The organism is Telluria sp. Soil_C_11 (genome assembly GCF_057657395.1).
Genome location: NZ_JBDGIN010000015.1, coordinates 1 through 23,802, shown reverse-complemented (window position 1 = coordinate 23,802; position 23,802 = coordinate 1). Strand labels below are relative to the sequence as shown.

22 protein-coding genes are annotated in these 23,802 nt (G+C 66.5%); 9 read left to right on the top strand and 13 right to left on the bottom strand.

Annotated elements, in window-relative coordinates; translation table 11 throughout:
* Positions 1-27: 27 nt before the first annotated feature.
* Together AC3A6M_RS19915 and AC3A6M_RS19910 are read right to left on the bottom strand one after the other, a co-directional pair.
* Complete coding sequence (locus AC3A6M_RS19915; protein ID WP_487854465.1) at positions 28-771, bottom strand: LytR/AlgR family response regulator transcription factor; 744 nt, start codon at positions 769-771, stop codon at positions 28-30.
* Positions 772-781: 10 nt separating this feature from the next.
* Positions 782-1,807: a sensor histidine kinase gene (locus AC3A6M_RS19910; protein ID WP_487854464.1), complete on the bottom strand. Its 1,026-nt coding sequence runs from the start codon at positions 1,805-1,807 to the stop codon at positions 782-784.
* Positions 1,808-2,005: 198 nt separating this feature from the next.
* Here AC3A6M_RS19910 and AC3A6M_RS19905 point away from each other — a divergent pair, with 198 nt between their 5' ends.
* On the top strand, positions 2,006-3,355 hold the full coding sequence (locus tag AC3A6M_RS19905; RefSeq protein WP_487854463.1) for a glutamine synthetase family protein: 1,350 nt from the start codon (positions 2,006-2,008) through the stop codon (positions 3,353-3,355).
* Positions 3,356-3,396: 41 nt separating this feature from the next.
* On the top strand, positions 3,397-4,548 hold the full coding sequence (locus tag AC3A6M_RS19900) for an MFS transporter (protein WP_487854462.1): 1,152 nt from the start codon (positions 3,397-3,399) through the stop codon (positions 4,546-4,548).
* Positions 4,549-4,581: 33 nt separating this feature from the next.
* Here AC3A6M_RS19900 and thpR read toward each other — a convergent pair whose 3' ends face one another.
* Positions 4,582-5,100, bottom strand: coding sequence for an RNA 2',3'-cyclic phosphodiesterase (gene thpR / locus AC3A6M_RS19895; RefSeq protein WP_487854461.1), 519 nt, complete (start codon positions 5,098-5,100; stop codon positions 4,582-4,584).
* Positions 5,101-5,118: 18 nt separating this feature from the next.
* Positions 5,119-6,012, bottom strand: a complete 894-nt coding sequence (gene panB / locus AC3A6M_RS19890) for a 3-methyl-2-oxobutanoate hydroxymethyltransferase (RefSeq protein ID WP_487854460.1) — start codon at positions 6,010-6,012, stop codon at positions 5,119-5,121.
* A 158-nt stretch (positions 6,013-6,170) separates the two neighbouring features.
* On the opposite strand from panB, the gene AC3A6M_RS19885 reads away from it, so the two are divergent.
* Positions 6,171-7,409: an anion transporter gene (locus tag AC3A6M_RS19885; RefSeq protein ID WP_487854459.1), complete on the top strand. Its 1,239-nt coding sequence runs from the start codon at positions 6,171-6,173 to the stop codon at positions 7,407-7,409.
* Between the two features lies 1 nt (position 7,410).
* Here AC3A6M_RS19885 and folK read toward each other — a convergent pair whose 3' ends face one another.
* Genes folK through hda form a run of 4 tightly spaced genes read right to left on the bottom strand, consistent with a single transcriptional unit; the run spans position 7,411 to position 10,631 of the window.
* Positions 7,411-7,887: a 2-amino-4-hydroxy-6-hydroxymethyldihydropteridine diphosphokinase gene (folK, locus tag AC3A6M_RS19880; RefSeq protein ID WP_487854458.1), complete on the bottom strand. Its 477-nt coding sequence runs from the start codon at positions 7,885-7,887 to the stop codon at positions 7,411-7,413.
* A complete protein-coding gene (gene pcnB, locus AC3A6M_RS19875; RefSeq protein WP_487854457.1) occupies positions 7,884-9,281 on the bottom strand; it encodes a polynucleotide adenylyltransferase PcnB in 1,398 nt (465 codons plus the stop codon). The genes folK and pcnB overlap by 4 nt, the downstream gene beginning before the upstream one ends.
* Entirely contained in the window at positions 9,274-9,948 is a 675-nt protein-coding gene (locus tag AC3A6M_RS19870) for an HAD family hydrolase (protein WP_487854456.1), read from the bottom strand. The genes pcnB and AC3A6M_RS19870 overlap by 8 nt, the downstream gene beginning before the upstream one ends.
* A complete protein-coding gene (gene hda / locus AC3A6M_RS19865; RefSeq protein ID WP_487854526.1) occupies positions 9,945-10,631 on the bottom strand; it encodes a DnaA regulatory inactivator Hda in 687 nt (228 codons plus the stop codon). Before hda ends, AC3A6M_RS19870 begins: the two co-directional genes overlap by 4 nt.
* Before the next feature lie 184 nt (positions 10,632-10,815).
* Between hda and purM the strand changes: the two genes are divergently transcribed.
* Positions 10,816-11,859, top strand: a complete 1,044-nt coding sequence (gene purM / locus AC3A6M_RS19860; RefSeq protein ID WP_487854455.1) for a phosphoribosylformylglycinamidine cyclo-ligase — start codon at positions 10,816-10,818, stop codon at positions 11,857-11,859.
* A gap of 122 nt (positions 11,860-11,981) precedes the next feature.
* Here purM and AC3A6M_RS19855 read toward each other — a convergent pair whose 3' ends face one another.
* From AC3A6M_RS19855 to AC3A6M_RS19835, 5 genes are all read right to left on the bottom strand, one after another.
* A complete protein-coding gene (locus tag AC3A6M_RS19855) occupies positions 11,982-14,009 on the bottom strand; it encodes a S9 family peptidase (protein WP_487854454.1) in 2,028 nt (675 codons plus the stop codon).
* A 129-nt stretch (positions 14,010-14,138) separates the two neighbouring features.
* The gene (locus AC3A6M_RS19850; protein ID WP_487854453.1) at positions 14,139-16,229 is read right to left on the bottom strand and encodes a sodium:solute symporter family protein; all 2,091 of its coding nucleotides are present in this window, start codon (positions 16,227-16,229) and stop codon (positions 14,139-14,141) included.
* Positions 16,230-16,231: 2 nt separating this feature from the next.
* Positions 16,232-16,564: a DUF4212 domain-containing protein gene (locus AC3A6M_RS19845; RefSeq protein WP_487854452.1), complete on the bottom strand. Its 333-nt coding sequence runs from the start codon at positions 16,562-16,564 to the stop codon at positions 16,232-16,234.
* Positions 16,554-18,086, bottom strand: a complete 1,533-nt coding sequence (locus tag AC3A6M_RS19840) for a sensor histidine kinase (RefSeq protein WP_487854525.1) — start codon at positions 18,084-18,086, stop codon at positions 16,554-16,556. The genes AC3A6M_RS19845 and AC3A6M_RS19840 overlap by 11 nt, the downstream gene beginning before the upstream one ends.
* Before the next feature lie 66 nt (positions 18,087-18,152).
* Entirely contained in the window at positions 18,153-18,860 is a 708-nt protein-coding gene (locus AC3A6M_RS19835; RefSeq protein ID WP_487854451.1) for a response regulator, read from the bottom strand.
* A 191-nt stretch (positions 18,861-19,051) separates the two neighbouring features.
* Between AC3A6M_RS19835 and recA the strand changes: the two genes are divergently transcribed.
* The 5 genes from recA to sucD all read left to right on the top strand — a co-directional run bounded on the left by recA (position 19,052) and on the right by sucD (position 23,668).
* Positions 19,052-20,134, top strand: a complete 1,083-nt coding sequence (gene recA / locus AC3A6M_RS19830; protein WP_487854450.1) for a recombinase RecA — start codon at positions 19,052-19,054, stop codon at positions 20,132-20,134.
* Positions 20,135-20,149: 15 nt separating this feature from the next.
* Positions 20,150-20,605: a recombination regulator RecX gene (recX, locus tag AC3A6M_RS19825; RefSeq protein ID WP_487854449.1), complete on the top strand. Its 456-nt coding sequence runs from the start codon at positions 20,150-20,152 to the stop codon at positions 20,603-20,605.
* A 355-nt stretch (positions 20,606-20,960) separates the two neighbouring features.
* Positions 20,961-21,530 carry a DUF2889 domain-containing protein gene (locus AC3A6M_RS19820; protein WP_487854448.1) on the top strand — a complete coding sequence of 190 codons (570 nt, stop codon included), beginning with the start codon at positions 20,961-20,963 and terminating at the stop codon, positions 21,528-21,530.
* Between the two features lie 69 nt (positions 21,531-21,599).
* The gene (gene sucC / locus AC3A6M_RS19815; RefSeq protein WP_487854447.1) at positions 21,600-22,769 is read left to right on the top strand and encodes an ADP-forming succinate--CoA ligase subunit beta; all 1,170 of its coding nucleotides are present in this window, start codon (positions 21,600-21,602) and stop codon (positions 22,767-22,769) included.
* A gap of 17 nt (positions 22,770-22,786) precedes the next feature.
* Positions 22,787-23,668: a succinate--CoA ligase subunit alpha gene (gene sucD, locus AC3A6M_RS19810; protein WP_052234039.1), complete on the top strand. Its 882-nt coding sequence runs from the start codon at positions 22,787-22,789 to the stop codon at positions 23,666-23,668.
* Positions 23,669-23,802 lie beyond the last annotated feature (134 nt).

The following is a 23,802-nucleotide window of genomic DNA, read 5'->3' as shown; positions in this document are numbered from 1 at the left end:
TCGTTCCCGCTTTCGCGGAAACGACGATTAAATGGTCATCTCCCGCAACACCTTCGACGCCTCCCGGCTCGCCGTCAGCACCGTCCCGTCGCGCATCTCGATCACCAGCTGCGACTGCTCGTCCGCCCGCATCGAATCGACGAAGTCTAGATTCACCAGCGCCGAGCGGTGGATGCGGATGAAGCGGGCCGGGTCGAGCTGGGCTTCGAGTTCCGAGATGCCGATGCGGACCAGGAAGGTCTGGCCGCGTGCGGCGATAGCCGTGTACTTCGAATCGGCCTTCAGGTAGGCGATCTCGTTCAGCGACAGCGGGAAGATGCGCCCGCGGTCGCGCACCAGGATGCGTTCCAGTCTGCCCGGCGCAGGCTGGGTGGCCTGCGTCAGCGCGGCGTCCACGATCTCACGCGGCAGGGAAGTCGACTCCAGCAGGCGCGCCACGGCGGCGCCGAAGCGTGCGCGTGTAAATGGCTTGAGCAGGTAGTCGACGGCGTTCAGCTCGAAGGCCGTCACCGCGTACTGGTCGTAGGCGGTGGTGAACACGATCTCCGGCGTACACGTCAGCCGGCGCAGCACTTCCAGGCCGGTCAGCTCGGGCATCTGGATGTCCATGAAGACCACGTCGGGCCGGATCTGGTTGATCTGGGCCAGCGCGGTGGCGCCGTCGGCGGCTTCGCCCACCAGGCGCAGGCCTGGATGCGCGTAGATGGCGTCGCGCAGCACCTCGCGCGCCAGCGGCTCGTCTTCGGCGATGTACACGGTTCGGGTATCCATGAGCGCTCCTTTAATGTGCTTCCAGCGGGATCGACATCGTCACCACGAAGCCCGAGCCCGGTGCCGTTTCGATGTCGAGGGCGCCGCGCGCGCCGTATTCCAGCTGCAGGCGGCGCGCCACGGTGCGCAGCCCCAGGCCGTTCGACTGCGCCACCGCGGCCGGTTCGGCGCCGGGACCGTCGTCGCCGACCGTCATCGCCAGCAGGCCGGCTTCGCCGTCGACACGGGTGCGGATCCGCAGCAGGCCGGGCCGGCTGTGCGGGTTGAAGGCGTGCTTGATGCTGTTCTCGACCAGCGGCTGCAGCGACAGCGCCGGCAGCGCGATGTGGGCAGCGGCGTCGTCGAGCTGCCAGTCGACCTGCAGGCGCGAGCCCAGGCGCAGGCCCTCCAGCTCGAGGTAGTCGCGCACGAAGCGCAGCTCGTCTTCCAGCGTCACGCGGTCGCTGCCGCTCTTTTCCGTGTCGAGCACGTAGCGCAGCATGTCGGAGAACTGGAAGAGGGCGGTCTCGGCGGCTTCCGGATTCTTGCGGGTCAGCGCGATGATCGAATGCAGGGTGTTGAACAGGAAGTGCGGATTCAGCTTGTTGCGCAACGCGTTCAGCTCGGAGGCGACGAGCAGTGCGTGGGCCTGCTGGATGGCGGCAGCCTGGTGCTGGCGCGCGTGGTTCAGGCGCACCATGTGGAAGGCGGCGGCGACGACACCATACGTCATTGCACCGTACAGGACCGGCCAGGTGTACCAGCTCAGCGCCTGCCGGAACCCGTTGAGCATGGCGATCAGGGTGTAGACGAGGGCAGGATAGGAAAAGGCGCCGGCGATATGGACCAGGACCAGGCCGGCCAGGGGCAGGCGCCTGCGCTCCAGGTAGCCGGTCAGCGGCCACAGCAGGGCAAGGAAAAAGGCCTGCGGGACGCTCCAGAACACGGGCGCCGAGGCATGCCAGTTGACATGGCCTTTGGTGAGGTCGTCTATCTGCAGGGCAAGCGCCAGCAGACACAGGTAGATCAGCCAGCCGCAGGCATAGATGCGCCACATGCGGGCCGTCGGCATCCGATGGGTATTTAATAATTCCATAATTAAAGTATGCCGCAGAAATCCCGCGATGAAACCATCGATGACGCCAACTGCGGGATTGCGGCAACGAACTGCGACTGCCGGGCACGGACGACCCGCGCGCGCGGCTCCTGGGGCAGGTGCTATATTGAACCGCATCGCGGCAAGGCGGAATCGATGATGAGCGAAGCAAGCAGCGGCACGATGCGGGATTTTCTGCGAGAACACAATATCCACGAGGTGGAGTGCGTGATCGCGGACATGACCGGCATCGCCCGCGGCAAGATCCTTCCCAAGGATCTGTTCCTGTCCGGCGAGCACATGCGCCTGCCCAAGAGCGTGCTGCTGAACACTGTTCACGGAGAACAGCCGAACAACACGCCCTATGTCGGCGAGACCGACCCCGACATGGTCTGTGTGCCCGACCCCGCCACCATGCGGGTGGTGCCCTGGGCCACCGAGCGGGTGGCCTGCGTGATCCACGATTGCCAGAACTTCGACGGCAGCCCGGTCGAGCTGGCGCCGCGCAACGTGCTGCGGCGCGTGCTGCAAAAATACCGCGAGCGCGGCTGGAGGCCGGTGGTGGCGCCCGAGATGGAGTTCTACCTGGTCGCGCGCAACACCAACCCGCACGAACCCTTGAGCCCGCCGACCGGCCGCAGCGGCTTTACGGAGCAGGGCCGGCAGTCGTATTCGATCGATGCCGTCAACGACTTCGACCCCTTCTTCCTGGAACTGTCCGCCTTCTGCAAGCAGCACGAGCTGGGCGTCGAAACCCTGATCCACGAAGCCGGCGCCGGCCAGATGGAAATCAATTTCACGCACGGCGATGCGCTCGAGCTGGCCGACCGCGTCTTCCTGTTCAAGCGCGCCGTGCGCGAGACGGCCTTGCGGCACGGTATCCTCGCCACCTTCATGGCCAAGCCGATGGAAACCGAGCCGGGCAGCGCCATGCACGTGCACCAGAGCGTGGTCGATGCGCTCAGCGGCCGGAATATCTTTTCGAACGAGGATGGCAGCGAGAGCACGCTGTTCCGTCAATTCATCGGCGGATTGGAAAAATACGTGCCCCCAGCCACCTTATTGTTCGCGCCCCATGTCAATTCCTTCCGGCGCCTGTCGCGCTTCCAGTCGGCGCCGATGAACGTGCATTGGGGCTACGACAACCGCACCTGCGGCATCCGCGTGCCGAACTCGACGGCGGACAACCGCCGGGTCGAGAACCGCGTGCCGGGCGTGGACGTGAACCCCTACCTCGCAATGGCGGCGACCCTGGCCTGCGGCTGGCTCGGCATGACGGAAGGCCTGCAGCCGGCCGCGCCGACCCCGGACAGCGCCGAACACATCCACGGAGAATTGCCGCGCAACCTGGAAGACGCGATCTTCCACCTGCGCGGCTGCCCGGCGCTCAGCGGGATGCTGGGACCGCTGTTCGTGGAGGCGTTCTGCGAAGTGAAGGAACTGGAGTTCGCGACGTTTTCGCGGGTGATCAGTTCCTGGGAGCGGGAGCACCTGATGCTGCTGGTGTGAAGCCAATTTGTTGCTGGTATGCATGTGCAATAATCCTGCGCATGAAACCAGCCGACAACTTTACTCCCCTCATCGGCGTCGCCGCGGCGCGCTGGGCCATCTCCCTCGTCTTCCTGCTGAACGGCACGGCCATCGGCCTGTGGGCCGCGCACGTGCCCGTGGTGCAGGCGCGCGCCGGCATCGATACCGGGACCCTGGGCCTGCTGCTGCTGACCATCGCCGGCGGCGCGCTCTCGTGCATGCCGCTGTCCGGCTGGCTGGCCGGGCGCTGGGGCACGCGCGCCGTGGTGCTGGCGAGCGGCGTGCTGCTGGCGTGCACCACCATGCTGCTGATGAACGTGGATGGCCTGTTGCCGCTGTTCCTGGCGGCCTGGGCCTTCGGCGCCAGCAACGGCGTGCTGGACGTGTCGATGAACGCCAACGCCAGCGAGGTCGAGGCGGCGCGCGGCATCCCGACCATGTCGTCCTTCCACGGTTTCTTCAGCCTGGGCGGGCTGCTGGGCGCGGCGCTGGGCGGCCTGCTGATCGGCGCCGGCCTCGGCGATGGCCGTGGCGCCCTGATGGCGGGCGTGGCGATCGGGATCACGGTCGCGCTGTGCGCGCCTTTCCTGCTGCGCGCGGCGCCGTCTCCGCACGACAGCCACTTCGCGCTGCCGCGCGGACCGGCGCTGTTCCTCGGCCTGCTCGGTCTGCTGTGCTTTGCCGTCGAGGGCGCGCTGGTCGACTGGAGCGCGCTGCTGCTGGCCGAGCGCACCAGGGCCGACCAGGCGACGGCGGCTTTCGGCTACTCGGCCTTCTCGATCGCGATGGCGGCTTGCCGCTTTGCGGGCGACCGCCTGGTGCTGCGCTTCGGCGCGACGCGGGTGATGGTGATCGGCGGTCTCGGCATGTTCTGCGGCCTGATGCTGGCCGTGCTGAGCACCCGGGTCGCGCTGTCGGCCTGCGGCTTCGCGCTGGTCGGGCTGGGAGCGGCGAACGTGGTGCCGCTGCTGTTCTCGGCCGCGGCGCGCATCCCCGGCATGTCGGCCGGCGGCGGACTGGCGACCGTGGCGACGCTGGGCTACGCCGGCCTGCTGCTGGCGCCGCCGCTGATCGGGTCGGTCGCGGCGCAGACGAATATCGCGGTGGCGCTGGGGATCCTGTCGGTGTCGGGGATCGTGATCGCCGCGAATGCGCGCGTCGTAAAAAGGTGATGCGATCGTGGGCTCCCCGAGCCCACGCGAACATCAGCGATATTCGCGCAGCACCGTATAACCGCCGCCATCCCCCGGCCGCGATTCGACCAGCGCATAGTGGTCGACCTGCCAGTCGATAGCCGGTCCATCCTGCGGAACCTGCGCGCCGCGCGCCCGCCGCGCCATGGTCACGTGCGGCCGGTAATCGCGCGCCTCCGGCTGCAGCCCCACGCCTGGCAGGGCCGCCGACAAGGCGGCGTACAGGTCCAGCAGCGCCCGCGGCGGCGCAGCCGGCGACAGCACCGCGATCCCGTTGTGCCACAGCTCCGCCACGCCCAGTTCGAGCCGGAACGGAGAAAACGGCACCGCCAGGCCGTCCAGCAGCGCGGGCAGCGCATCGCTCGGCTGGTTGCCGAGGAAGTGCAGGGTCAGGTGCAGTTTATCGGTGCGGACCGGCGCGGCGCCGCGCGGCCAGGTCCAGAGCTCGCGCCAATCGCGTAATTGTTGGCGCACGGCCGGATCCGGCCAGAGCGCCAGGAAAAGACGGGTGGTGTCAGGCTTCGTCTCCATGACAGCCCCCTCCCATGGTCAGAAGCAGTGTTCCGGCGCCGGGAAGCTGCCGTCCTTGACCGCCGCCACATAGGCCTGCACGGCGGCGTCGATGCTGGTCTGTCCTTCCATGAAGTTCTTCACGAAGCGCGCCTTGCGGCCCGGGAAGACGCCCAGCAGGTCGTGCATCACCAGCACCTGGCCGGAGCAGTCGGGACCGGCGCCGATGCCGATGGTCGGCACCTGCAGCAGTTCCGTCACTTCCTTGCCCAGCGCCGCCGGCACCGCTTCCAGCAGCACGATGGCCGCGCCGGCATCCTGCAGCGCCTGCGCGTCGCGCTTGAGCTGGTCGGCGCCTTCGCTGGTCTTGCCCTGCACCTTGTAGCCGCCCAGCTGGTGGACGAACTGCGGGGTCAGGCCGATGTGGGCGCACACCGGGATGCCGCGCTCGACCAGGAAGCGCACGGTCTCGGCCAGCCAGGCGCCGCCTTCGATCTTGATCATCTGCGCGCCGGCGCGCATCAGGGTCGCGCAGCTGTCGTAGGCCTGCTCCTTGGTGCCGTAGCTGCCGAAGGGCAGGTCGGCCAGCACCAGTGCGTTCTTGCGGCCGCGTACCACGGACGCGGTGTGGTAGGCGACGTCGGCCACCGTCACCGGCAGGGTCGAATCGTAGCCGGCGCAGACCATGCCCAGCGAGTCGCCGATCAGCAGGATCTCGACGCCGCAGCGGTCCATCAGCGCGGCAAAGCTGGCGTCGTAGCAGGTGAGCATGGCAATCTTCTGGCCGGCCGCGCGCATCGCGCGCAGCGACGGGATGGTCACGGCCATCGGGACGGGCTTGGCAGGCGCAGGGGCTTGTACCGGCGCCGGCGCCTGCGAGTCCTTGTCCGAACCGGGCGCCGCCATATCCTTGCCCTGCAAATATCCGCTCATGTTTTTCCTTTGCAATTCATATAAAAGCCGCCGGCAGTATCACCGACGGCGTAGTGTAATGCCAAGACGGGATTCCTGCCGAGAGGGCCTCGGCGGCCAGGCGAGTTTGTTAAGATGGGCAAGTTTACCTGCACCGCATCGACATACTCATCCAGGCCATGGCCACGACTATCCTCATCATCTTTCTCATCGTTTATCTCGGCATGATCCTGGGAGGGCTGCCGTTCCTGCGGCTCGACCGGACCGGCGTCGCGCTGCTCGGCGCCATCGCACTGGTCAGCATCGATGCGCTGAGCCTGGAAGAAGCCGTGGCGGCGGTGCATCTGCCGACCGTGATCCTGCTGTTCGCCTTCATGGTCGTCTCGGCGCAGATGCGCCTTGGCGGATTCTATGACTGGATCACCTACAGGCTGGCCGGCCTGTCATTGAGTCCTGCCGGGCTGCTGGCCGTGCTGGTCGTGGTCTCCGCCGCGCTGTCGGCCGTGTTCAGCAACGATATCGTCTGCCTCGCCATGGCCCCGGTGCTGGTCGACGCCTGCAAGCGGCGCCGGCTGGCCCCCGTTCCCTTCCTGCTGGCGCTGGCCTGCGCCTCGAATATCGGCTCCGCCGCGACCCTGATCGGCAATCCGCAGAACATGCTGATCGGCCAGCTGCTGCGGCTGCCTTTCGATGGCTACTTCCTGGAAGCGATCATTCCGGTCGGGCTGGGGCTGCTCGCGAGCTGGGGCCTGATCGCCTGGCAGACCAGGGGCCGATGGGAGGAGGCGGGCGGCGATGCGGCGGACGCCGCGGCCGCTCCCGAGCTTCGCACCGAGACCATCCCCTTCGATGCCTGGCAGACGACCAAAGGACTGGTGGTTGCCGGCGCCCTGCTGGTGGCCTTCCTGGTGGCGCCCTATCCGCGGGAGCACATGGCGCTGATCGGGGCGGGCATCCTGTTGATGAGCCGCCAGCTGCATTCGCGGAAGATGCTGGGGCTGGTGGACTGGGAGCTGCTGGTGCTGTTCATGAGCCTGTTCGTCGTGAACCATGCGCTCCAGCGCACGGGATTGACCGGACAGGCCATGGCGTATCTCGGCGCGCTCGGGGTGCGGCTGGACCAGCCGGCGTCCCTGTTCGGCGCCACCTTCCTGCTGTCCAACCTGGTCTCCAACGTGCCCGCCGTGATGCTCTTGATTCCGGCCGTCCACCACGAGATGGGCGGCGTCATGCTGGCGCTGGTCAGCACGCTGGCGGGCAACCTGCTGATCGTCGGCAGCATCGCCAACATCATCGTCGTGGATGCCGCCGCCAGGCGCGGCATCGTCATCGACTGGAAACGCCATGCGCGCGTCGGGGTGCCGGTCACCCTGGCGACCCTGCTGGTCGCCGGCGCCTACCTGGCGCTGCGCTTCTAGTTCAGGTGAGCCTGTCGATGCCCTGGCCGGCCACGCCGGGCAGCAGGTCGGCCACGCGGCCGCGGCCCGGGATCTCCAGCGCGGGCGCCAGTTCGGCCAGCGGCGCCAGCACGAAGGCGCGCTCGTGCATGCGCGGGTGCGGGACGATCAGCACGGGGGCATCCGCGATGACCTCGTCGTCGTAGAGCAGCAGGTCGAGGTCGAGGGTGCGCGGGGCGTTGCGGTAGGGGCGCTCGCGGCCGTGGGCCTGTTCGATGTCGTGCAGCGCGGCCAGCAGTGCGCGGGCGCTCAGCGAGGTATCGACTTCGGCCACGGCGTTGATGTAATCGTCGCCGGAGGAATCGATGGGGGCGGTGCGGTACAGCGAGGAAGCGCGCAGCAGGCGCACGCCCGGCGCCCAGGCCAGGCGCTCCAGCGCATCGAGCACGTTGGCTTGCGCGTCGCCCAGGTTGGCGCCGATGCCGACCCAGGCGGTCATTCGCCGTCCGGACCCGCCGGCGATGCGGACTGCGCTGCGCCGCTCTCGGCCGGGAGCGCGCTTTCACCTTCGGTCTTGCGCGGGCCGCGGCGGCGCGGACGCTTTTTCTTGTCGCCGCCCTGCGGTTCGCGCGCGGCGCTGATCAGGCGCTCGCGCTCGTTCACGTCGGCGCCGTAGAAGGTGGCCCACCAGTTGCCCAGTTCCGCATCGAGCTCGCCCGATTCGCAGCGCAGCAGCAGGAAGTCGAAGCCGGCGCGGAAGCGCGGGTGCTCCAGCAGCTTGTAGGGCGCCTTGCCGGTGCGGCGCTCGAAGCGCGGCTGCATGGCCCAGATGTCGCGCATGTCGGTGGCGATGCGGCGCTGCAGGGCCAGGCTGTCGGTCTGGTTGTCCAGCACGTCGTCGGCCGCCAGGTGCAGGGCCGGGATCGGCGCCTCGCCGGCGGCGCGGTAGGCGTTCCACTTTTCCAGCACCTGGTGCCACAGCAGGGAGGCGAACAGGAAGCCGGCCGAGACGCCCTTGCCGGCCCTGACGCGGGCATCGGTCGATTCCAGCGCCAGGGTCACGAACTTCATGCCGATCGGCTGTTCCAGCACCACGTCCAGCAGCGGCAGCAGGCCATGGTGCAGGCCGGAGGCGCGCAGCTCCTTCAGGCAGGCCAGCGAGTGGCCGGACTGCAGCAGCTTGAGCATCTCGTCGAACACGCGCGCGGCCGGCACGTTGTTGATCAGGGGCGCCATCACCGGGATCGGCGCGCGGGTCGCCGGCTCGATCGTGAACTGCAGCTTGGCGGCAAAGCGCACCACGCGCAGCATGCGCACCGGGTCTTCGCGGTAGCGCGCTTCCGGCTGGCCGATGATGCGCAGGACCTTGTCGCGGATATCCTGGATGCCGCCGTGGTAGTCGAGCACCGACTGGGTCGCCGGGTCGTAGTACATGGCGTTGATGGTGAAGTCGCGGCGCTCGGCATCTTCGTGCTGCGGGCCGAAGTTATTGTCGCGCAGGACGCGGCCATGCTCGTCCTTCGGCGCGTTGACGGCGGCGTTGCCGCGGAAGGTGGTCACCTCCAGCAGCTCCTGGCCGAACATCACGTGCACGATCTGGAAGCGGCGGCCGATGATGAAGGCGCGCCGGAACAGCTTCTTGACTTCTTCCGGGGTGGCGTCGGTGGCGATGTCGAAGTCCTTCGGCTTCACGCCCAGCAGCAGGTCGCGCACGGCGCCGCCGACGACGAAGGCCTTGAAGCCGGCTTCCTGCAGGGTCTGGGTCACGCGGACCGCGTTACCGGAGAGGAGCTTCGGGTCGATGCCGTGCTCGGCCGGGCCCAGGATCACGGGCTGGGTGGGGTCGCGCTCGTCTTTCACGCCAAGGATCTTGCGGATGAATTTTTTAATCATTGAACAGATGGAGTAAAGGCCAGCCGAGGGCGCTAGCGTGTTGGGCCAGTCGGGTGCTCGGGTTCGTCGCCACCGGGTGCGAGACGACGGACAGCAGCGGGATGTCGTTGTGCGAGTCGCTGTAGAAATAGCTGCGTTCGAAGCCGCCGAACGGCTTGCCCAGGCTGTCGAGCCAGGCATGCATGTGGGTGACCTTGCCATGGCCCTGGGTCGGCGTGCCGAGCAGCTTGCCGGTCGGATGGCCGCGCTCGTCGAGTTCCGGGCGCGCCGCGATCAGGTGCTCGACCTTCAGCGCGCGCGCGATCGGCGCCGTCAGCCAGCCGTTGGTGGCGGTGATGATGGCCACCAGGTCGCCGGCGTCGAGGTGGCGCTGCAGCAGTTCCACGGCGCGCGGGCGGATCGCCGGCTCGATCACTTCGCGCATGTACTGCGCGTGCAGGTCCTTCAGGTGGGCGGGATCGAAGCCGGCCAGGGTGCCGAGCGCGAACTCCAGGTATTCGACCGGGTCGAGGGTGCCGGCCTGGTATTGGGCGAAGAATTCTTCGTTGCGGCGCTGGTAGGCGTCGCAGTCGACCACCTTGTTCCGCACCAGGAACTGGCCCCATTCGAAGTCGGAATCGATGGGAAGCAGGGTGTGGTCGAGGTCAAACAGCGCGAGGTTGCTCATTCTTTTAAATCGGTTTGCGGGTTTCCCTGAAGCAGCAAATCACGCAGCAGCGGCAGCGTGACCGGGCGCTGGGTCTCGAGCGAGTACTGGTCGAGGGCATCCAGCATGGTCGACAGGGAGCGCATGTCGCGCTTGAAATGGGACAGCAAATAGGGTAACACGCTGGCGGACAGCGTCAAACCGCGCGCCTCGGCCGCCTGGGTGAGGGCGGCGATCTTCTCGTCGTCCGACAGGCCGTGGATCTGGTACACCAGGCCCCAGCCCATGCGCGTGCGCAGGTCTTCGCGCACCGGCAGCACGGCCGGCGGCACCGGGCCCGCGCACACCATGTAGGCGCCATGCTCGCGGACCTGGTTGAACAGGGCGAAGGCGTCGATCTGGCGTTCCGGGCTCAGGCGGTCGATGTCGTCCACCAGGTAGAGGCTGGTGTCGGGCGCATAGGTGAACTGGTCGGCGCCGGCATCGAAGGCGATGTAGCGCGACTGGGGCGTGGCAGCCAGGCCGTGCAGGATATGGGTCTTGCCGGCGCCGGTTTCGGCCCAGAGGTAGCAGAAATGCTCGCGCGAGGCGCGTTGCGCGAACTGGTGCATCAAGTGCGCCATTTCGGCATTCGCTCCTATCTGGAAGGTGTCGAGGCTTTGGGCCGGTTCGGCCGCGCCTAAATCGAGCACCAGCTGTTTCATGGCTTGCATCTCATCCGGGCTGAGGGAAAAAAGGCATTTTGTTCTTGTTATCGCAGTGAAGTACGTCGGGGCGAGGCCGTTTTGCTAGAATAGCGGATTGACCAGTTGGCCGTTCCCGGCAGTGACGCGGGTGCGCTCAGTTGATCTACCGCTATCTATTTTACCGCCTCCGCTGCCAAATATCATGAGCCAACCGTCTAATGTTTCTCTCTCCTACCGCGATGCAGGTGTCGATATCGATGCCGGCGACGCCCTGGTCGAAGCGATCAAGCCCTTTGCCAAGCGCACCATGCGTGAAGGCGTGCTGGGCGGAATCGGCGGTTTCGGCGGGCTGTTCGAGATCAGCAAGAAGTACAAGGAACCGGTACTGGTCTCCGGCACCGATGGCGTCGGCACCAAACTCAAGCTCGCTTTCGAGCTGAACCGCCATGACACGGTCGGCATCGACCTGGTCGCCATGAGCGTCAACGACATCCTGGTGCAGGGCGCCGAGCCGCTGTTCTTCCTCGACTACTTTGCCTGCGGCAAGCTGGACGTGCCGACCGCCACCGCCGTCGTCAAAGGCATCGCGCTGGGCTGCGAGCAGTCCGGCTGCGCCCTGCTCGGCGGCGAGACCGCCGAAATGCCGGGCATGTACCCGGACGGCGAATACGACCTGGCCGGCTTCGCCGTCGGCGTCGTGGAAAAATCGCAGCTCATCGACGGCAGCAGGATCGCCGCGGGCGACGTGGTGCTGGGCCTGGCGTCCTCGGGCATCCACTCGAACGGCTACTCGCTGGTGCGCAAGATCATCGACGTCTCGAAACCCGACCTGGAAGCCGACTTCCACGGCCGCAAGCTGGCGGACGTCCTGATGGCGCCGACCCGCCTCTACGTCAAGCCGCTGCTGGCCCTGATGCAATCGATGGAAGTGAAGGGCCTGGTGCACATCACCGGCGGCGGCCTGGTCGAGAACATCCCGCGCGTGCTGCAGGATGGGCTGACGGCCGTGCTGGATGCGAAGTCGTGGACCATGCCGCCGCTGTTCCAGTGGCTGCAACAGCATGGCGGCGTGGCCGATGCCGAGATGCACCGCGTGTTCAACTGCGGCATCGGCATGACCGTGATCGTGTCGAAGGAAAACGCCGACGCCGCGATGGCCCAGCTGCAGGCGGCCGGCGAGACCGTCTACCGCATCGGCGAAATCCGTGCGCGTGCCGAGGGCGAGGCGCAGACGATCGTCGTCTGAGCAAACCCCGCTAGCCAATACACGTCGTCCCCGCGCAGGCGGGGATCCAAGTTCTGCGTACTCTGTCGAAACGCTTGCAAACTTGGGTCCCCGCCTCCGCGGGGACGACGTTTTCGGGCCGCTTACTTCCCCGCCTCCGGCCCGATGTTCTTGTCCAGGAACGTCTCCACCTTGCCCCAGAAGTCGATCGAGTTCTTCGGCAGGTGCCAGCCGTGGCCTTCTTCGGGGTATTCGATCCACTGGACGTTCTTGTTGGTCCTGGTGACCGCGTCGTAGAACTTCTGGCCGTGGTACAGCGGCACGCGGCGGTCGACGCCGCCGTAGGCCAGCAGCAGCGGCTGGGTGATGCGCGCCGCGTGCTCGATCGGCGAGGTGGCCTTCAGTTGCACGGCGTCCTTGACCTGGTCGCCGATCAGCTCGGGCATGCCGTATTCCTTCCACTCGCTGTCCATGTCGGACGAACGGAGCCAGTTGTTGGCGTACATGAGGTTGATGTCGGTGACGCCGACCCAGTCCACGCCGCACTTGAACAGGTCCGGGTCGTTCACCAGTCCCATCAGGGTCGCATAGCCGCCGTAGCTGGCGCCGGCGATGCAGATGCGCTTCGGATCGGCATAACCCTGCGCGATCGCCCAGCGGGTGCCGTCGGCGATGTCGTTCTGCATGGCCAGGCCCCATTGCTTGAAGCTCGCAAGGTAGTGCCTGCTTCCCAGGCCGGTGGTGCCGCGGAACGAGGGCTCCAGCACCGCATAGCCGCGCGAGGCGAGGAATTGCGATTGCGAATCCCAGCCCCAGGCGGCGCCGTTCACCCAGGGGCCGCCGTGCACCAGCACCACCATCGGCAGGTTCTTGCCGGCCTTGCGCGGCAGGGTCAGCAGGGCCGGGATCTCGAGGCCGTCGCGCGCCTTGTAGCGCACCATCTGCTGGCGCCCCATCTGCACCGGATTGATCGCCGGACGCGAGGAACCGATCTTGTTGATCTGCCCGGTCTCGGTGTTGTACAGGTTGTAGTTCAGGGGCACGGCGTCCGAATAGGAGCTCACCAGCACCCAGGGCGAATCGGCGTAGTAGGGCACCGAGATCAGGTTCATGGTGGCCGGCAGCAGCTTGTCGAGCTTGTCCTGGACGGCCTTCATGGCCGGGTCGAACCATTCGATCGAGTCGGCATCGGTGGTGAAGCGCGCGCCCAGCACCTTGTCCTTGGTCGCCACCAGCCCCCCTTCGAAATCGTAGCCCTTGGTGACCAGCACCGGTTCCGGATTCAGCTTGCCCGCCTTCAGGTCGAAGGTGTACAGCGCCTTGGTGTCCTTGCCGTTGTAGGCGCGGACATACAGCGTTCCGTCGGGGCCGAAGCCGACCGGGCTGATCGGGTTCGCGGACGCGCCATAGGTCGCAAAGCTGGTCAGGGTGCGCCAGGCCGACGTGGCCGGGTCGAGGTAGTACAGGGTCGTGGTGCCATCCTTGCTGGAGCCCGCCAGGCGCGGTTCGCCGCTGTGGTCGAGCCACCACTGGCGGACCGCACCGTCCGGGCGCGGCACCTGGCGCGCCGCGCCGGTGCGTGTGTTCAGGCGGATCAGGTTCACGAAGCGCAGGTCTTCGCCGGACCAGACCGGCTGGGTCACATAGGTAAAGTCGTCGTTGCGCGGGCGCTGGCGCAGCATGAACGTGTTCCACGGCTGCTGCTGTATCTTGCCCATCAGTTCCGCGCGCGAGGACTGGACCCCGTAACGGGTGACCAGCTGGTCGAGGCGTTCGCCGTCGCGGTTGACGGCGTACAGGCCGGGGCCGTACCGCGTGTCGCCCTGGCCGGTCTGTTTGTCGGACAGGTCGAACAGCAGGCGCTCGTCGTTCACCCACTGGAAGTCGTCGATGTCGGCGTCGTCGAAGGCGGCCACCACGGTCGCCTTGCTGGTTGCCAGTTCGATGACCACCAGGAAGTCGTGGCGCTTGACCGCGCTCGAACGCACGGCGAGGTATTTGCCGCTCGGCGAGAGCGCGACGCGGCCGAAGGTGGAGTGTTCGAAGAAGCTGGCGATGGGCGGCCTGGCATCGGCCGGGGCTTGCGCCGGCGCGGCGAAGGCGGCAGGGCCGGCGCCGGCCAGCAGGGTGGTGAGGACGAGACCGGACAACAAGGCGCGACGGGATGGCATGATGATCCTTATGAAAATCGCATGCGAACACATGCGCAGTTGCGCAAAGATAACAGTATTGCTCGCGAGATATCAAACGCTGCGGCAGATGGTGTTGTCACCAGGGCACAATCTGCCGTCCCGCCATGCTCACGCCTCTTCCGGGGTCCGGATGTGATCGACCAGGCCCGCGCTCTCGCGCGGCGGCGCCGGCGTCAGCAGGCTGACCACGACCAGCACCGCCAGGCCGGCCGGCACGCCGAACACGCCGGCCGAGATCGGCGCGATGTGGAACCACGCGCCGCCGGGGCTGCCGCCGAGGATCGGGTTCGTGTGCAGCATGTAGTACAGGCAGACCAGGAAGCCGGCCACCATGCCGGCGATCGCGCCGTGGTGGTTGGCGCGCTTCCAGAACACCCCCGCCGCCAGCGCCGGGAACATGGTCGATCCGGCCAGCGAGAACGCGGCGCCGACCAGCGACAGGATGTCGGCCGGCTTCTGCGAGGCGACATAGGCGGCGATGAAGGCAACCGCCAGCAGCAGCAGCTTGGAGATCGTGACCCGCTTCTGGGTCGAGGCGCCCGGATCGACCATCTTGAAGTAGATGTCGTGCGACAGCGCGTTCGAGATCGCCAGCAGCAGGCCGTCGGCGGTCGACAGCGCGGCCGCCAGGCCGCCGGCCGCGACCAGGCCCGAGATCACGTAGGGCAGGCCGCCGATTTCCGGCGTGGCCAGGGTCAGCACATCGCCGTCGATCGCGATCTCGGCCAGCTGCACGACGCCGTCGCCGTTGATGTCGGCGATGCTGATCAGGGGATTGGCCTTGTCGACGTTGGCCCAGTACGAGACCCAGGTCGGCAGCGAAGCGTAGTCGGTGCCGACCAGGGCGGTGTAGATGTCGTACTTGGCCAGCACCGCCAGCGCCGGCATGGTCAGGTAGATCAGCAGGATGAAGAACAGGGCCCAGAACACCGACACCCGGGTCTCGTCCACCGAGGGCGTGGTGTAGGCGCGCATCAGGATGTGGGGCAGGGCGGCGGTGCCGAACATCAGGCAGAACACCAGCGCCAGGAAGTTGTTGCGGCGCTGGTTCGACTCCTCCCGGGTCTTGCCGGGGAAGGGCTCGGTATGCGCTTCGGGCGGCTGGGCGCGCTCCAGGTTGGCGGCGCGCTGTTCGAGCCAGAGGCGCGCGGCTTCGTCGGCGGTGCGCGGATAGGCGATCAGCTCGCGCTCGGCGTTGCGGATCTCGCCGAGCGAAGCGTTGCGGGCGCGCGCGGTGTCGAGCCTGCGCTGGGCCTCGATGCGGCCCGATTCCCAGGACTGCGGCAGGCTGGCCAGGCGGGTCGTGTACTCGTCGGCCCTGGCCTTGAAGCGCGCCCGCACTTCCTGCTCGCGCGGATCGAGCGCGAGCTGGGCTTCGCGCTTGGCCAGCTTGGGCAGGACCGAGCCGTACGCGACCTGGGGCACCGGGTTGCCGGCGAATTTCATCGACAGCCACATGGTCGGGATCAGGAAGGCGACCAGGATGATGATGTACTGCGCCACCTGGGTCCAGGTGATGGCGCGCATCCCGCCCAGGAACGAGCAGACCAGGATGGAGGCCAGGCCGAGGAAGATCCCGACCGAGAAATCGACGCCGGTGAAGCGCGAGGCGATCAGGCCGACCGCGTAGATCTGCGCCACCACGTAGGTGAACGAGACCACGATGGTGGCGCTCACCGCCAGCGCGCGCACCACGTTGCCGTGCCTGGCGCTGCGGCCTTCGCCGGTGCCGCCGTAGCGCGCGTCGAGGAAGTCGGGCACCGTGTACTGGGCGAACCTGCGCAGGTAGGGCGCGATCAGCAGCGCCACCAGGCAGAAGCCGCCGGTCCAGCCCATCACGTAGGCCAGGGCGTCGAAGCCGTGCAGGTAGAGCGTGCCGGCCAGGCTGATGAAGCTGGCCGCCGAGATCCAGTCGGCCGCCGTCGCCATGCCGTTGAACAGGGCCGGCACGCGCCGCCCGGCCACGTAGTACTCGGACACGTTCGAGGTGCGCGCCACCACGCCGATGGTGGCGTACAGCGAGATGGTGGCGAACATGTACAGGTGGCCGATCCACTGGCGCGGCATGCCTTCGTTTTCGAGGATCCCGAGCGCCGCCAGGAACAGGCCGAGGCAGCCCGTGAACCACAGGTAGTAGCGCGCCAGGCGGCGGAAGTAGCTGCGCGTTTTCGCCTTGCCCGGCGCGGTATTGCCTCCCATGCTCAGGCGCCTTCCTTCAGCATGTGCTGGTACGCGCGGTCGAGCACCCGCATGCGCCAGGCGTAGGCGCCGAGGATGGCCAGGAAGATCAGCGAGGCGCCCTGGGCCGCCAGGTAGAACGACAGCGGCCAGCCGAACACCGACAGGTGGGCCAGGTCGCGCGCGAAGAACACGGTGCCGAAACTGGTCGCCAGCCACAGCCCCAGCAGCACCAGGACCAGGCGGCGGGCGCGGCGCCAGTGCAGGGCGCGCGCGGCGACGATGCGCGCGCGCGATGGCGCGGCAGGGGCGGACGGTGGTGGTGGAACGGGAACGGCGGCGTGGTCAGTCGGCATCGGGATCGGGCGGGGCGGAGGGTGGCGGGAAGGTCAGCCGGAACAGGCTGCCCGGGTATTTCTTGTTGGTGCTGCGCGGGTTGTTGAAGATCTCGATCTCGGCGCCGTGCTGGCGCGCGATCTCGCGCACGATCGCCAGCCCGAGGCCGGAGCCGGAGGCGCTGGAACCGAGGATGCGGTAGAAGCGCTCGAACACGCGCGGACGCTCGCCCGGCGCGATGCCGGGGCCGGTGTCCTCGACCTCGAGCAGGGCCAGGCCGGCATCGCTGCGCACGCGCACGGTGACGCTGCCGCCCGGCGGGGTGTAGCGCAGCGCGTTGTCGATCAGGTTCGACAGCAGCTCGCGCAGCATCATGCCGTTCCCCAGGATCTCCAGCGCGCCGTCCGGGTCTTCGTAGCCGAGGTCGATCTCGTGGGTGAACGAGGCCGGCACCCAGTCCTGCACCACGGCGCGCGCCAGCAGCGACAGGTCGAGCGGATCGAGCGCCAGGCCGGCGTGCGGCTGGTTCTCGGCGCGCGCCAGCGCCAGCAGCTGGTTGACCAGGCGCGTCGCCGATTCCGAACTCTTCGCCAGCTGTTCCAGCGAGCGGTGGATCTCGTCCGGGTCGAGCTGGCGCAGCGCCAGTTCGGACTGCATGCGCATGCCGGCCAGCGGGGTTTTCATCTGGTGCGCGGCGTCGGCGATGAAGCGCTTCTGGGCGTCGATCGTGTGGCCGAGGCGCGCCAGCATGTCGTTCAGCGAGCCGACCAGCGGCGAGATCTCTTCCGGCACCTGGCGCGAATCGATCGGCGACAGGTCGTCCGGCGGACGCGCGCGGATCCGCTCCTGCAGCTGGGCCAGCGGCGACAGCCCGCGCGACAGGGCGAACCAGACCAGGGCCAGGATCACCGGCAGGATGATGAACTGCGGCAGGATCACGCCCTTGATGATCTCGTTGGCGAGCTGGGCGCGCTTCTCCAGCGTTTCCGCCACCTGCACCAGGGCCAGGCGCGGCTCGGCGCCGCCGCGCGCGCTGCGGTCGAGCAGTGGCTGCAGGTTGACCCAGGCATAGGCGATCCGCACCGGGGTGCCGTGCAGGCTCTCGGTGCGGAAGTGCACCCGGCCGCTGCGCTCGGCGTCGTCCGGCGGCGGCAGCGGCAGGTCGCGGTCGCCATCCACGACTTCGTTGCGCGGCCCGGTGATCTGGAAGTAGACGCTGTCGACGTCGTCGGCGCGCAGGATGTCGCGCGCGCTGCCGGGCAGGCGCGCCACCACCTTGCCGTCGACTTCCTTGACCTGCTGGGCCAGCACGGTGACGTTGTCTTCCAGCGCATGGTCGAAGGGCTGGTTCGCGATCGACTTCGCCACCAGGTAGGTGATCGCGATGCTCATCGGCCACAGCAGCAGAAGCGGGGCCAGCATCCAGTCGAGGATCTCGCCGAACAGCGAATGCTGGATGCTCTCCTCGGGCTCGGGCCGCGGCGGCACATACAGGGGCTCCGGCGCCGGTTCCAGCGCGGGATCGGGCGCTGCCTCGTACATGGATTCCGCCTCGATGGCGCCGGCGCTGCGCCGCTTCAGGGACTTCATGCCGGCCTTGCCCCCGGCTTACTTGCCGCTGCCGGCGGCGGAGGCCTTGCGCGCGCTGTCGGCGTAGCGCTCCAGGCAGTAGCCCAGGCCGCGCACGGTGGCGATGCGGATGCCGCCGGTCTCGATCTTCTTGCGCAGGCGGTGCACGTAGACCTCGATGGCGTTGTTCGACACTTCCTCTCCCCATTCGCACAGGTGGTCGACCAGCTGTTCCTTCGAGACCAGGCGCCCGGTGCGCGCCAGAAGGATCTCGAGCAGGCCCAGTTCGCGCGCCGACAGGTCGAGCATCTGGTCGTCGATGTAGGCGCTGCGCCCGACCTGGTCGTACGCCAGCGGGCCGTGGCGGATCACGGTCGAGCCGCCGCCCTGGCCGCGCCGGGTCAGGGCGCGCACCCGCGCCTCGAGTTCCGACAGGGCGAACGGCTTGGCCATGTAGTCGTCGGCGCCGGCGTCGAGGCCGCCGACGCGCTGCTCGATCGAGTCGGCGGCGGTGAGGATCAGCACGGGGAGCAGCGAGCCGCGCGCGCGCAGGCGGCGCAGCACGTCGAGTCCGGACAGTTTCGGCAGGCCGAGGTCGAGGATCAGCAGGTCGAACTCCTGGGTCGACAGCGCGGTGTCCGCATCCTGGCCGTTCTTCACGCAGTCGATCGCATAACCGGACTGGCGCAAGGAACGCGTCAGGCCGTCGGCGAGTACGCTATCATCCTCGGCTAGTAGAATACGCATGGCTGCCCCCTCTGGTTTATCGTTTGACCCTAGCTTACCCGCATATTGTGTGTGATGTTTCGCAACATGTCGACTTGATCAAACAGCGGTAAATATCGCTTGCCAAAACCACTGGGATTTTATACAGTACTCCCTATTGAAAACGCGCGAGCGGCCCTTATCTTGGTTCACTCTAGGACAGAAAGAAAGTTATGGACGACAAAAAATCCGCAGTAAACGCAGCAGAGAAGGGCAAAGCCCTGGCAGCAGCCCTCGCGCAGATCGAAAAGCAGTTCGGCAAGGGCTCGGTCATGCGCATGGACATCAATGCGCCGGTCGAGGAAGTGCAGACCGTGTCCACCGGCTCGCTGGGCCTGGACATCGCGCTGGGCGTCGGTGGCCTGCCGCGCGGCCGTATCGTCGAGATCTACGGCCCGGAATCCTCGGGTAAGACCACGCTGACCCTGCAAACCATTGCCCAGATGCAGAAGCTGGGCGGCACCTGCGCCTTCATCGACGCCGAGCACGCGCTGGACGTCACCTATGCGCAGAAGCTGGGCATCAAGCTGGACGAGCTGCTGATCTCGCAGCCGGACACCGGCGAGCAGGCGCTCGAAATCACCGACGCGCTGGTGCGCTCGGGCAGCGTCGACCTGGTGGTCATCGACTCGGTGGCGGCACTGACCCCGCGCGCCGAGATCGAAGGCGACATGGGCGACTCCCTGCCGGGCCTGCAAGCCCGTCTGATGTCGCAGGCGCTGCGCAAGCTGACCGGCTCGATCAACCGTACGAACACCCTGGTGATCTTCATTAACCAGATCCGTATGAAGATCGGCGTCATGTTCGGCAGCCCGGAAACCACGACCGGCGGTAACGCGCTGAAGTTCTACGCCTCCGTGCGCCTGGACATCCGCCGTACCGGTTCGATCAAGTCCGGTGACGAGGTGATCGGTAACGAAACCAAGGTCAAGGTCGTCAAGAACAAGATCGCTCCTCCGTTCAAGGAAGCCCACTTCGACATCCTGTATGGCGAAGGCACTTCCCGCGAAGGCGAGATCATCGACCTGGGCGTGGACAACAAGATCGTCGAGAAGTCGGGTTCGTGGTACAGCTACGGTGGCGAACGCATCGGTCAGGGCAAGGACAATGCACGTCAATTCCTGAAAGACCGCCCGGCCCTGGCCCGCGAGATCGAAAACAAGGTCCGTGCCGCCCTGGGCGTGCGCGAACTGGGGCCGGTCGCCGCCGGTGAGGCCGTGGCGCCTGCCGCTGCCGAAGTTGGCGACGAAGAGTAATCCCCGGGCGCTCCGGTGAGGCAAGTCCTGAGCTTGAAAGCGCGCGCGTTGAAATACCTTTCGATGCGCGAGCACAGCCGGATCGAGCTGGGGCGCAAGCTGGCTCGCTATGCCGAGGAGGGCGACGACGTCGAAGCCCTCCTCGATTTCCTTGAAAAGAACAACTGGCTGTCGCAGGAACGGTTCGCCGAATCGCTGGTGCACCGCCGTGCCGGCCGCTATGGCAACAGCCGGGTGCTGGCCGAACTCCAGCAGCATGGCCTGAAGGGCGAAGAGCTCGACGAGCTCAAGTCCGGCCTGAAGGAAACCGAAACCGCACGCGCCAGGGAAGTCTGGCGCCGCAAGTTCGACCGGGTTCCGCAGGATGCCGAAGAACGCAGTAAACAAATGCGCTTCCTGATGGCGCGCGGTTTCTCGCAGGGCGCAATCCGCAGCGCGCTGCAGGGACGGGACGAGGACGACGACGAATAGTCGCGAACCCGCCGCCGGTCCGGCCGCTTCGCCGCTGCATCGCCGGGCTTCCACGCCGAGGCGCAAGCGCACAGCGCCATCCGCCGATGTGCCGCCTTGCCGGGCACACCTCCTCAACGACGGAATGACGCTGTGCGCTTGCACTTTCGTGTCATCAACTTCGCAACAAAATCCCTTATCTCCTTCGTAAAACTGCCTGCCGAATCGGCAGCCGGGTGCATCTGCTGGCGCGCTGTGCTAAACTTTCATGGTTTAAGCAGCGCCGCAAGAGCGGTTGTTGCCGTAGAAGCTGCGGCAACGTGCATCAGGCACAACGGCTGCATACTTTTTTCGCCGCATTCCGGCATTGGTGTTTATGCCCCTGTCTTCCCCCGCTCCGCGTAAGCTACGGCACACGCGCGCCATTACCGTTGAAGCGTTCGCGCGCGACGATGGCCTGTGGGACCTCGACGCCTGCATCCGCGACATCAAGACCCACGATATCGAGCTGCCATCCGGCCATCGCCCGGGCGGCTTGCCTGTGCACGACCTCAAGCTGCGCGTGACCATCGACCGCGACATGGTCATCACGGACGCCGAAGCTTCGTCCGATGCCGTACCCTATCCCGGTTATTGCGACACCATCGCACCCGCCTACAAGAAATTGGTCGGCTTGTCGCTGCTGAAACATTTCCGGCTGCACCTGAAGGACCGCCTGTCCGGCGTCCTCGGATGCACCCATTTGACCGAGCTGGCACAGGTCCTGCCCACTGCGGCAATCCAGGCCTTTGCCGACGACGCCATGGAAAACCGCGCGGCCGCTAATTCGAACGCATTAGTGGCCGAGCGTCCTTATGAACTCGACCGCTGCCATGCGCTGCGCACCGACGGTCCCGCCGTCGCCAGGTACTACCCGCGCTGGGCCTTGAAGGTGGTGACGGGTTAGTATTCGATTCTTGTAGCTCTATTTATTTAACCGCATTTCTAAATCAGTAACAGAAGAAGGGAAGCCAGCATGAAAATCCATGAGTATCAAGGCAAAGAGATCCTCCGAAAGTTCGGAGTGACCGTTCCGCGCGGCATTCCGTGCATGTCGGTGGACGAAGCCGTCAAGGCAGCTGAAGAGCTGGGCGGCCCGGTCTGGGTAGTCAAGGCGCAGATCCATGCTGGCGGCCGCGGCAAGGGCGGCGGCGTCAAGGTCGCCAAGTCGATCGACCAGGTCCGCGAATACGCGAACCAGATCATGGGCATGCAGCTGGTGACCCACCAGACCGGCCCGGAAGGCCAGAAAGTCCGCCGCCTGCTGATCGAAGAAGGCGCCGACATCAAGAAAGAACTGTACGTGTCGATGGTCACCGACCGCGTCACCCAGAAAGTCGTGCTGATGGCCTCGTCGGAAGGCGGCATGGACATCGAAGAAGTCGCCCACAGCAACCCGGAAAAGATCCACAACGTCGTGATCGAGCCGTCGGTCGGCCTGACCGATGCACAAGCTGACGACATCGCCCGCAAGATCGGCGTGCCGGAAGCGTCGGTTGCCGACGCCCGCGCCAACCTGCAAGGCCTGTACAAAGCCTACTGGGAAACCGACGCCTCGCTGGCCGAAATCAACCCGCTGATCCTGACCGGCTCGGGCAAGGTCATCGCCCTGGACGCCAAGTTCAACTTCGACTCGAACGCCCTGTTCCGTCATCCGGAAATCGTCGCCTACCGCGACCTGGACGAAGAAGATCCGGCCGAAGTCGAAGCGTCGAAATTCGACCTGGCTTACATCTCGCTGGACGGCAACATCGGCTGCCTGGTGAACGGCGCCGGCCTGGCCATGGCCACCATGGACACCATCAAGCTGTTCGGCGGCGAGCCGGCCAACTTCCTGGACGTGGGCGGCGGTGCGACGGCTGAGAAAGTCACCGAAGCATTCAAGATCATGCTGAAGAACCCGGGCCTGAAAGCCATCCTGGTCAACATCTTCGGCGGCATCATGCGCTGCGACGTGATCGCCGAAGGCGTGATCACCGCATCGAAGGCCGTGTCGCTGCAAGTGCCGCTGGTCGTTCGCATGAAGGGCACCAACGAAGACCTGGGCAAGAAGATGCTGGCCGAATCCGGCCTGCCGATCATCTCGGCCGACACCATGGAAGACGCAGCGAAGCAGGTGGTTGCCGCTGCTGCTGGCCAAGCCTAATTCGCAAAGGAAATAACATGTCGATTCTGATTAACAAAGACACCAAAGTCATCACCCAAGGTATCACCGGCAAGACCGGCCAGTTCCACACCCGCATGTGCCGCGACTACGCGAACGGCCGTGAAGCCTTCGTGGCAGGCGTGAACCCGAAGAAAGCCGGTGAGGACTTCGAGGGCATCCCCATCTTCGCCAGCGTCAAGGAAGCCAAGCAGAACACCGGCGCCAACGTTTCCGTGATCTACGTGCCGCCGGCAGGCGCCGCCGCCGCGATCTGGGAAGCCGTCGAAGCCGAGCTGGACCTGGCAATCTGCATCACCGAAGGCATCCCGGTCCGCGACATGATGGAAGTCAAGGACCGCATGGCCAAGGCCGGTTCGAAGACCCTGCTGCTGGGCCCGAACTGCCCGGGCCTGATCACCCCGGACGAGATCAAGATCGGCATCATGCCGGGTCACATCCACAAGAAGGGCCGCATCGGCGTCGTGTCGCGCTCGGGCACCCTGACCTATGAAGCAGTCGGCCAGCTGACCGCGCTGGGCCTGGGCCAGTCGTCGGCAGTCGGCATCGGCGGCGACCCGATCAACGGTCTGAAGCACATCGACGTGATGAAGATGTTCAACGACGATCCGGATACCGACGCAGTCATCATGATCGGCGAGATCGGCGGCCCGGACGAGGCGAACGCTGCTTACTGGATCAAGGACAACATGAAGAAGCCGGTCGTCGGCTTCATCGCTGGCGTCACCGCGCCTCCGGGCAAGCGCATGGGCCACGCCGGCGCGCTGATCTCGGGCGGCGCCGACACCGCGCAAGCCAAGCTGGAAATCATGGAAGCCTGCGGTATCAAGGTCACCAAGAACCCGTCGGAAATGGCACGCCTGCTGAAGGCCATGCTGTAATCCACCGGTTCGGCAAGCAGTAATCAAGATGGGGAGCTTCGGCTCCCCGTTTTTTTGGGTTCATCGCGCTTTGCCGGGGAATGCATCCTTGATTTTGAGGAAGAAATAAGATGCGTCTCGAAAACCGTACGCCA

Coding starts and splice junctions, on each gene's coding strand:
- AC3A6M_RS19915 (WP_487854465.1), bottom strand. CDS start 771: ATGGATACCCGAACCGTGTACATCGCCGAAGACGAGCCGCTGGCGCGC.
- AC3A6M_RS19910 (WP_487854464.1), bottom strand. CDS start 1,807: ATGTGGCGCATCTATGCCTGCGGCTGGCTGATCTACCTGTGTCTGCTG.
- AC3A6M_RS19905 (WP_487854463.1), top strand. CDS start 2,006: ATGAGCGAAGCAAGCAGCGGCACGATGCGGGATTTTCTGCGAGAACAC.
- AC3A6M_RS19900 (WP_487854462.1), top strand. CDS start 3,397: ATGAAACCAGCCGACAACTTTACTCCCCTCATCGGCGTCGCCGCGGCG.
- thpR (WP_487854461.1), bottom strand. CDS start 5,100: ATGGAGACGAAGCCTGACACCACCCGTCTTTTCCTGGCGCTCTGGCCG.
- panB (WP_487854460.1), bottom strand. CDS start 6,012: ATGAGCGGATATTTGCAGGGCAAGGATATGGCGGCGCCCGGTTCGGAC.
- AC3A6M_RS19885 (WP_487854459.1), top strand. CDS start 6,171: ATGGCCACGACTATCCTCATCATCTTTCTCATCGTTTATCTCGGCATG.
- folK (WP_487854458.1), bottom strand. CDS start 7,887: ATGACCGCCTGGGTCGGCATCGGCGCCAACCTGGGCGACGCGCAAGCC.
- pcnB (WP_487854457.1), bottom strand. CDS start 9,281: ATGATTAAAAAATTCATCCGCAAGATCCTTGGCGTGAAAGACGAGCGC.
- AC3A6M_RS19870 (WP_487854456.1), bottom strand. CDS start 9,948: ATGAGCAACCTCGCGCTGTTTGACCTCGACCACACCCTGCTTCCCATC.
- hda (WP_487854526.1), bottom strand. CDS start 10,631: ATGAAACAGCTGGTGCTCGATTTAGGCGCGGCCGAACCGGCCCAAAGC.
- purM (WP_487854455.1), top strand. CDS start 10,816: ATGAGCCAACCGTCTAATGTTTCTCTCTCCTACCGCGATGCAGGTGTC.
- AC3A6M_RS19855 (WP_487854454.1), bottom strand. CDS start 14,009: ATGCCATCCCGTCGCGCCTTGTTGTCCGGTCTCGTCCTCACCACCCTG.
- AC3A6M_RS19850 (WP_487854453.1), bottom strand. CDS start 16,229: ATGGGAGGCAATACCGCGCCGGGCAAGGCGAAAACGCGCAGCTACTTC.
- AC3A6M_RS19845 (WP_487854452.1), bottom strand. CDS start 16,564: ATGCCGACTGACCACGCCGCCGTTCCCGTTCCACCACCACCGTCCGCC.
- AC3A6M_RS19840 (WP_487854525.1), bottom strand. CDS start 18,086: ATGTACGAGGCAGCGCCCGATCCCGCGCTGGAACCGGCGCCGGAGCCC.
- AC3A6M_RS19835 (WP_487854451.1), bottom strand. CDS start 18,860: ATGCGTATTCTACTAGCCGAGGATGATAGCGTACTCGCCGACGGCCTG.
- recA (WP_487854450.1), top strand. CDS start 19,052: ATGGACGACAAAAAATCCGCAGTAAACGCAGCAGAGAAGGGCAAAGCC.
- AC3A6M_RS19820 (WP_487854448.1), top strand. CDS start 20,961: ATGCCCCTGTCTTCCCCCGCTCCGCGTAAGCTACGGCACACGCGCGCC.
- sucC (WP_487854447.1), top strand. CDS start 21,600: ATGAAAATCCATGAGTATCAAGGCAAAGAGATCCTCCGAAAGTTCGGA.
- sucD (WP_052234039.1), top strand. CDS start 22,787: ATGTCGATTCTGATTAACAAAGACACCAAAGTCATCACCCAAGGTATC.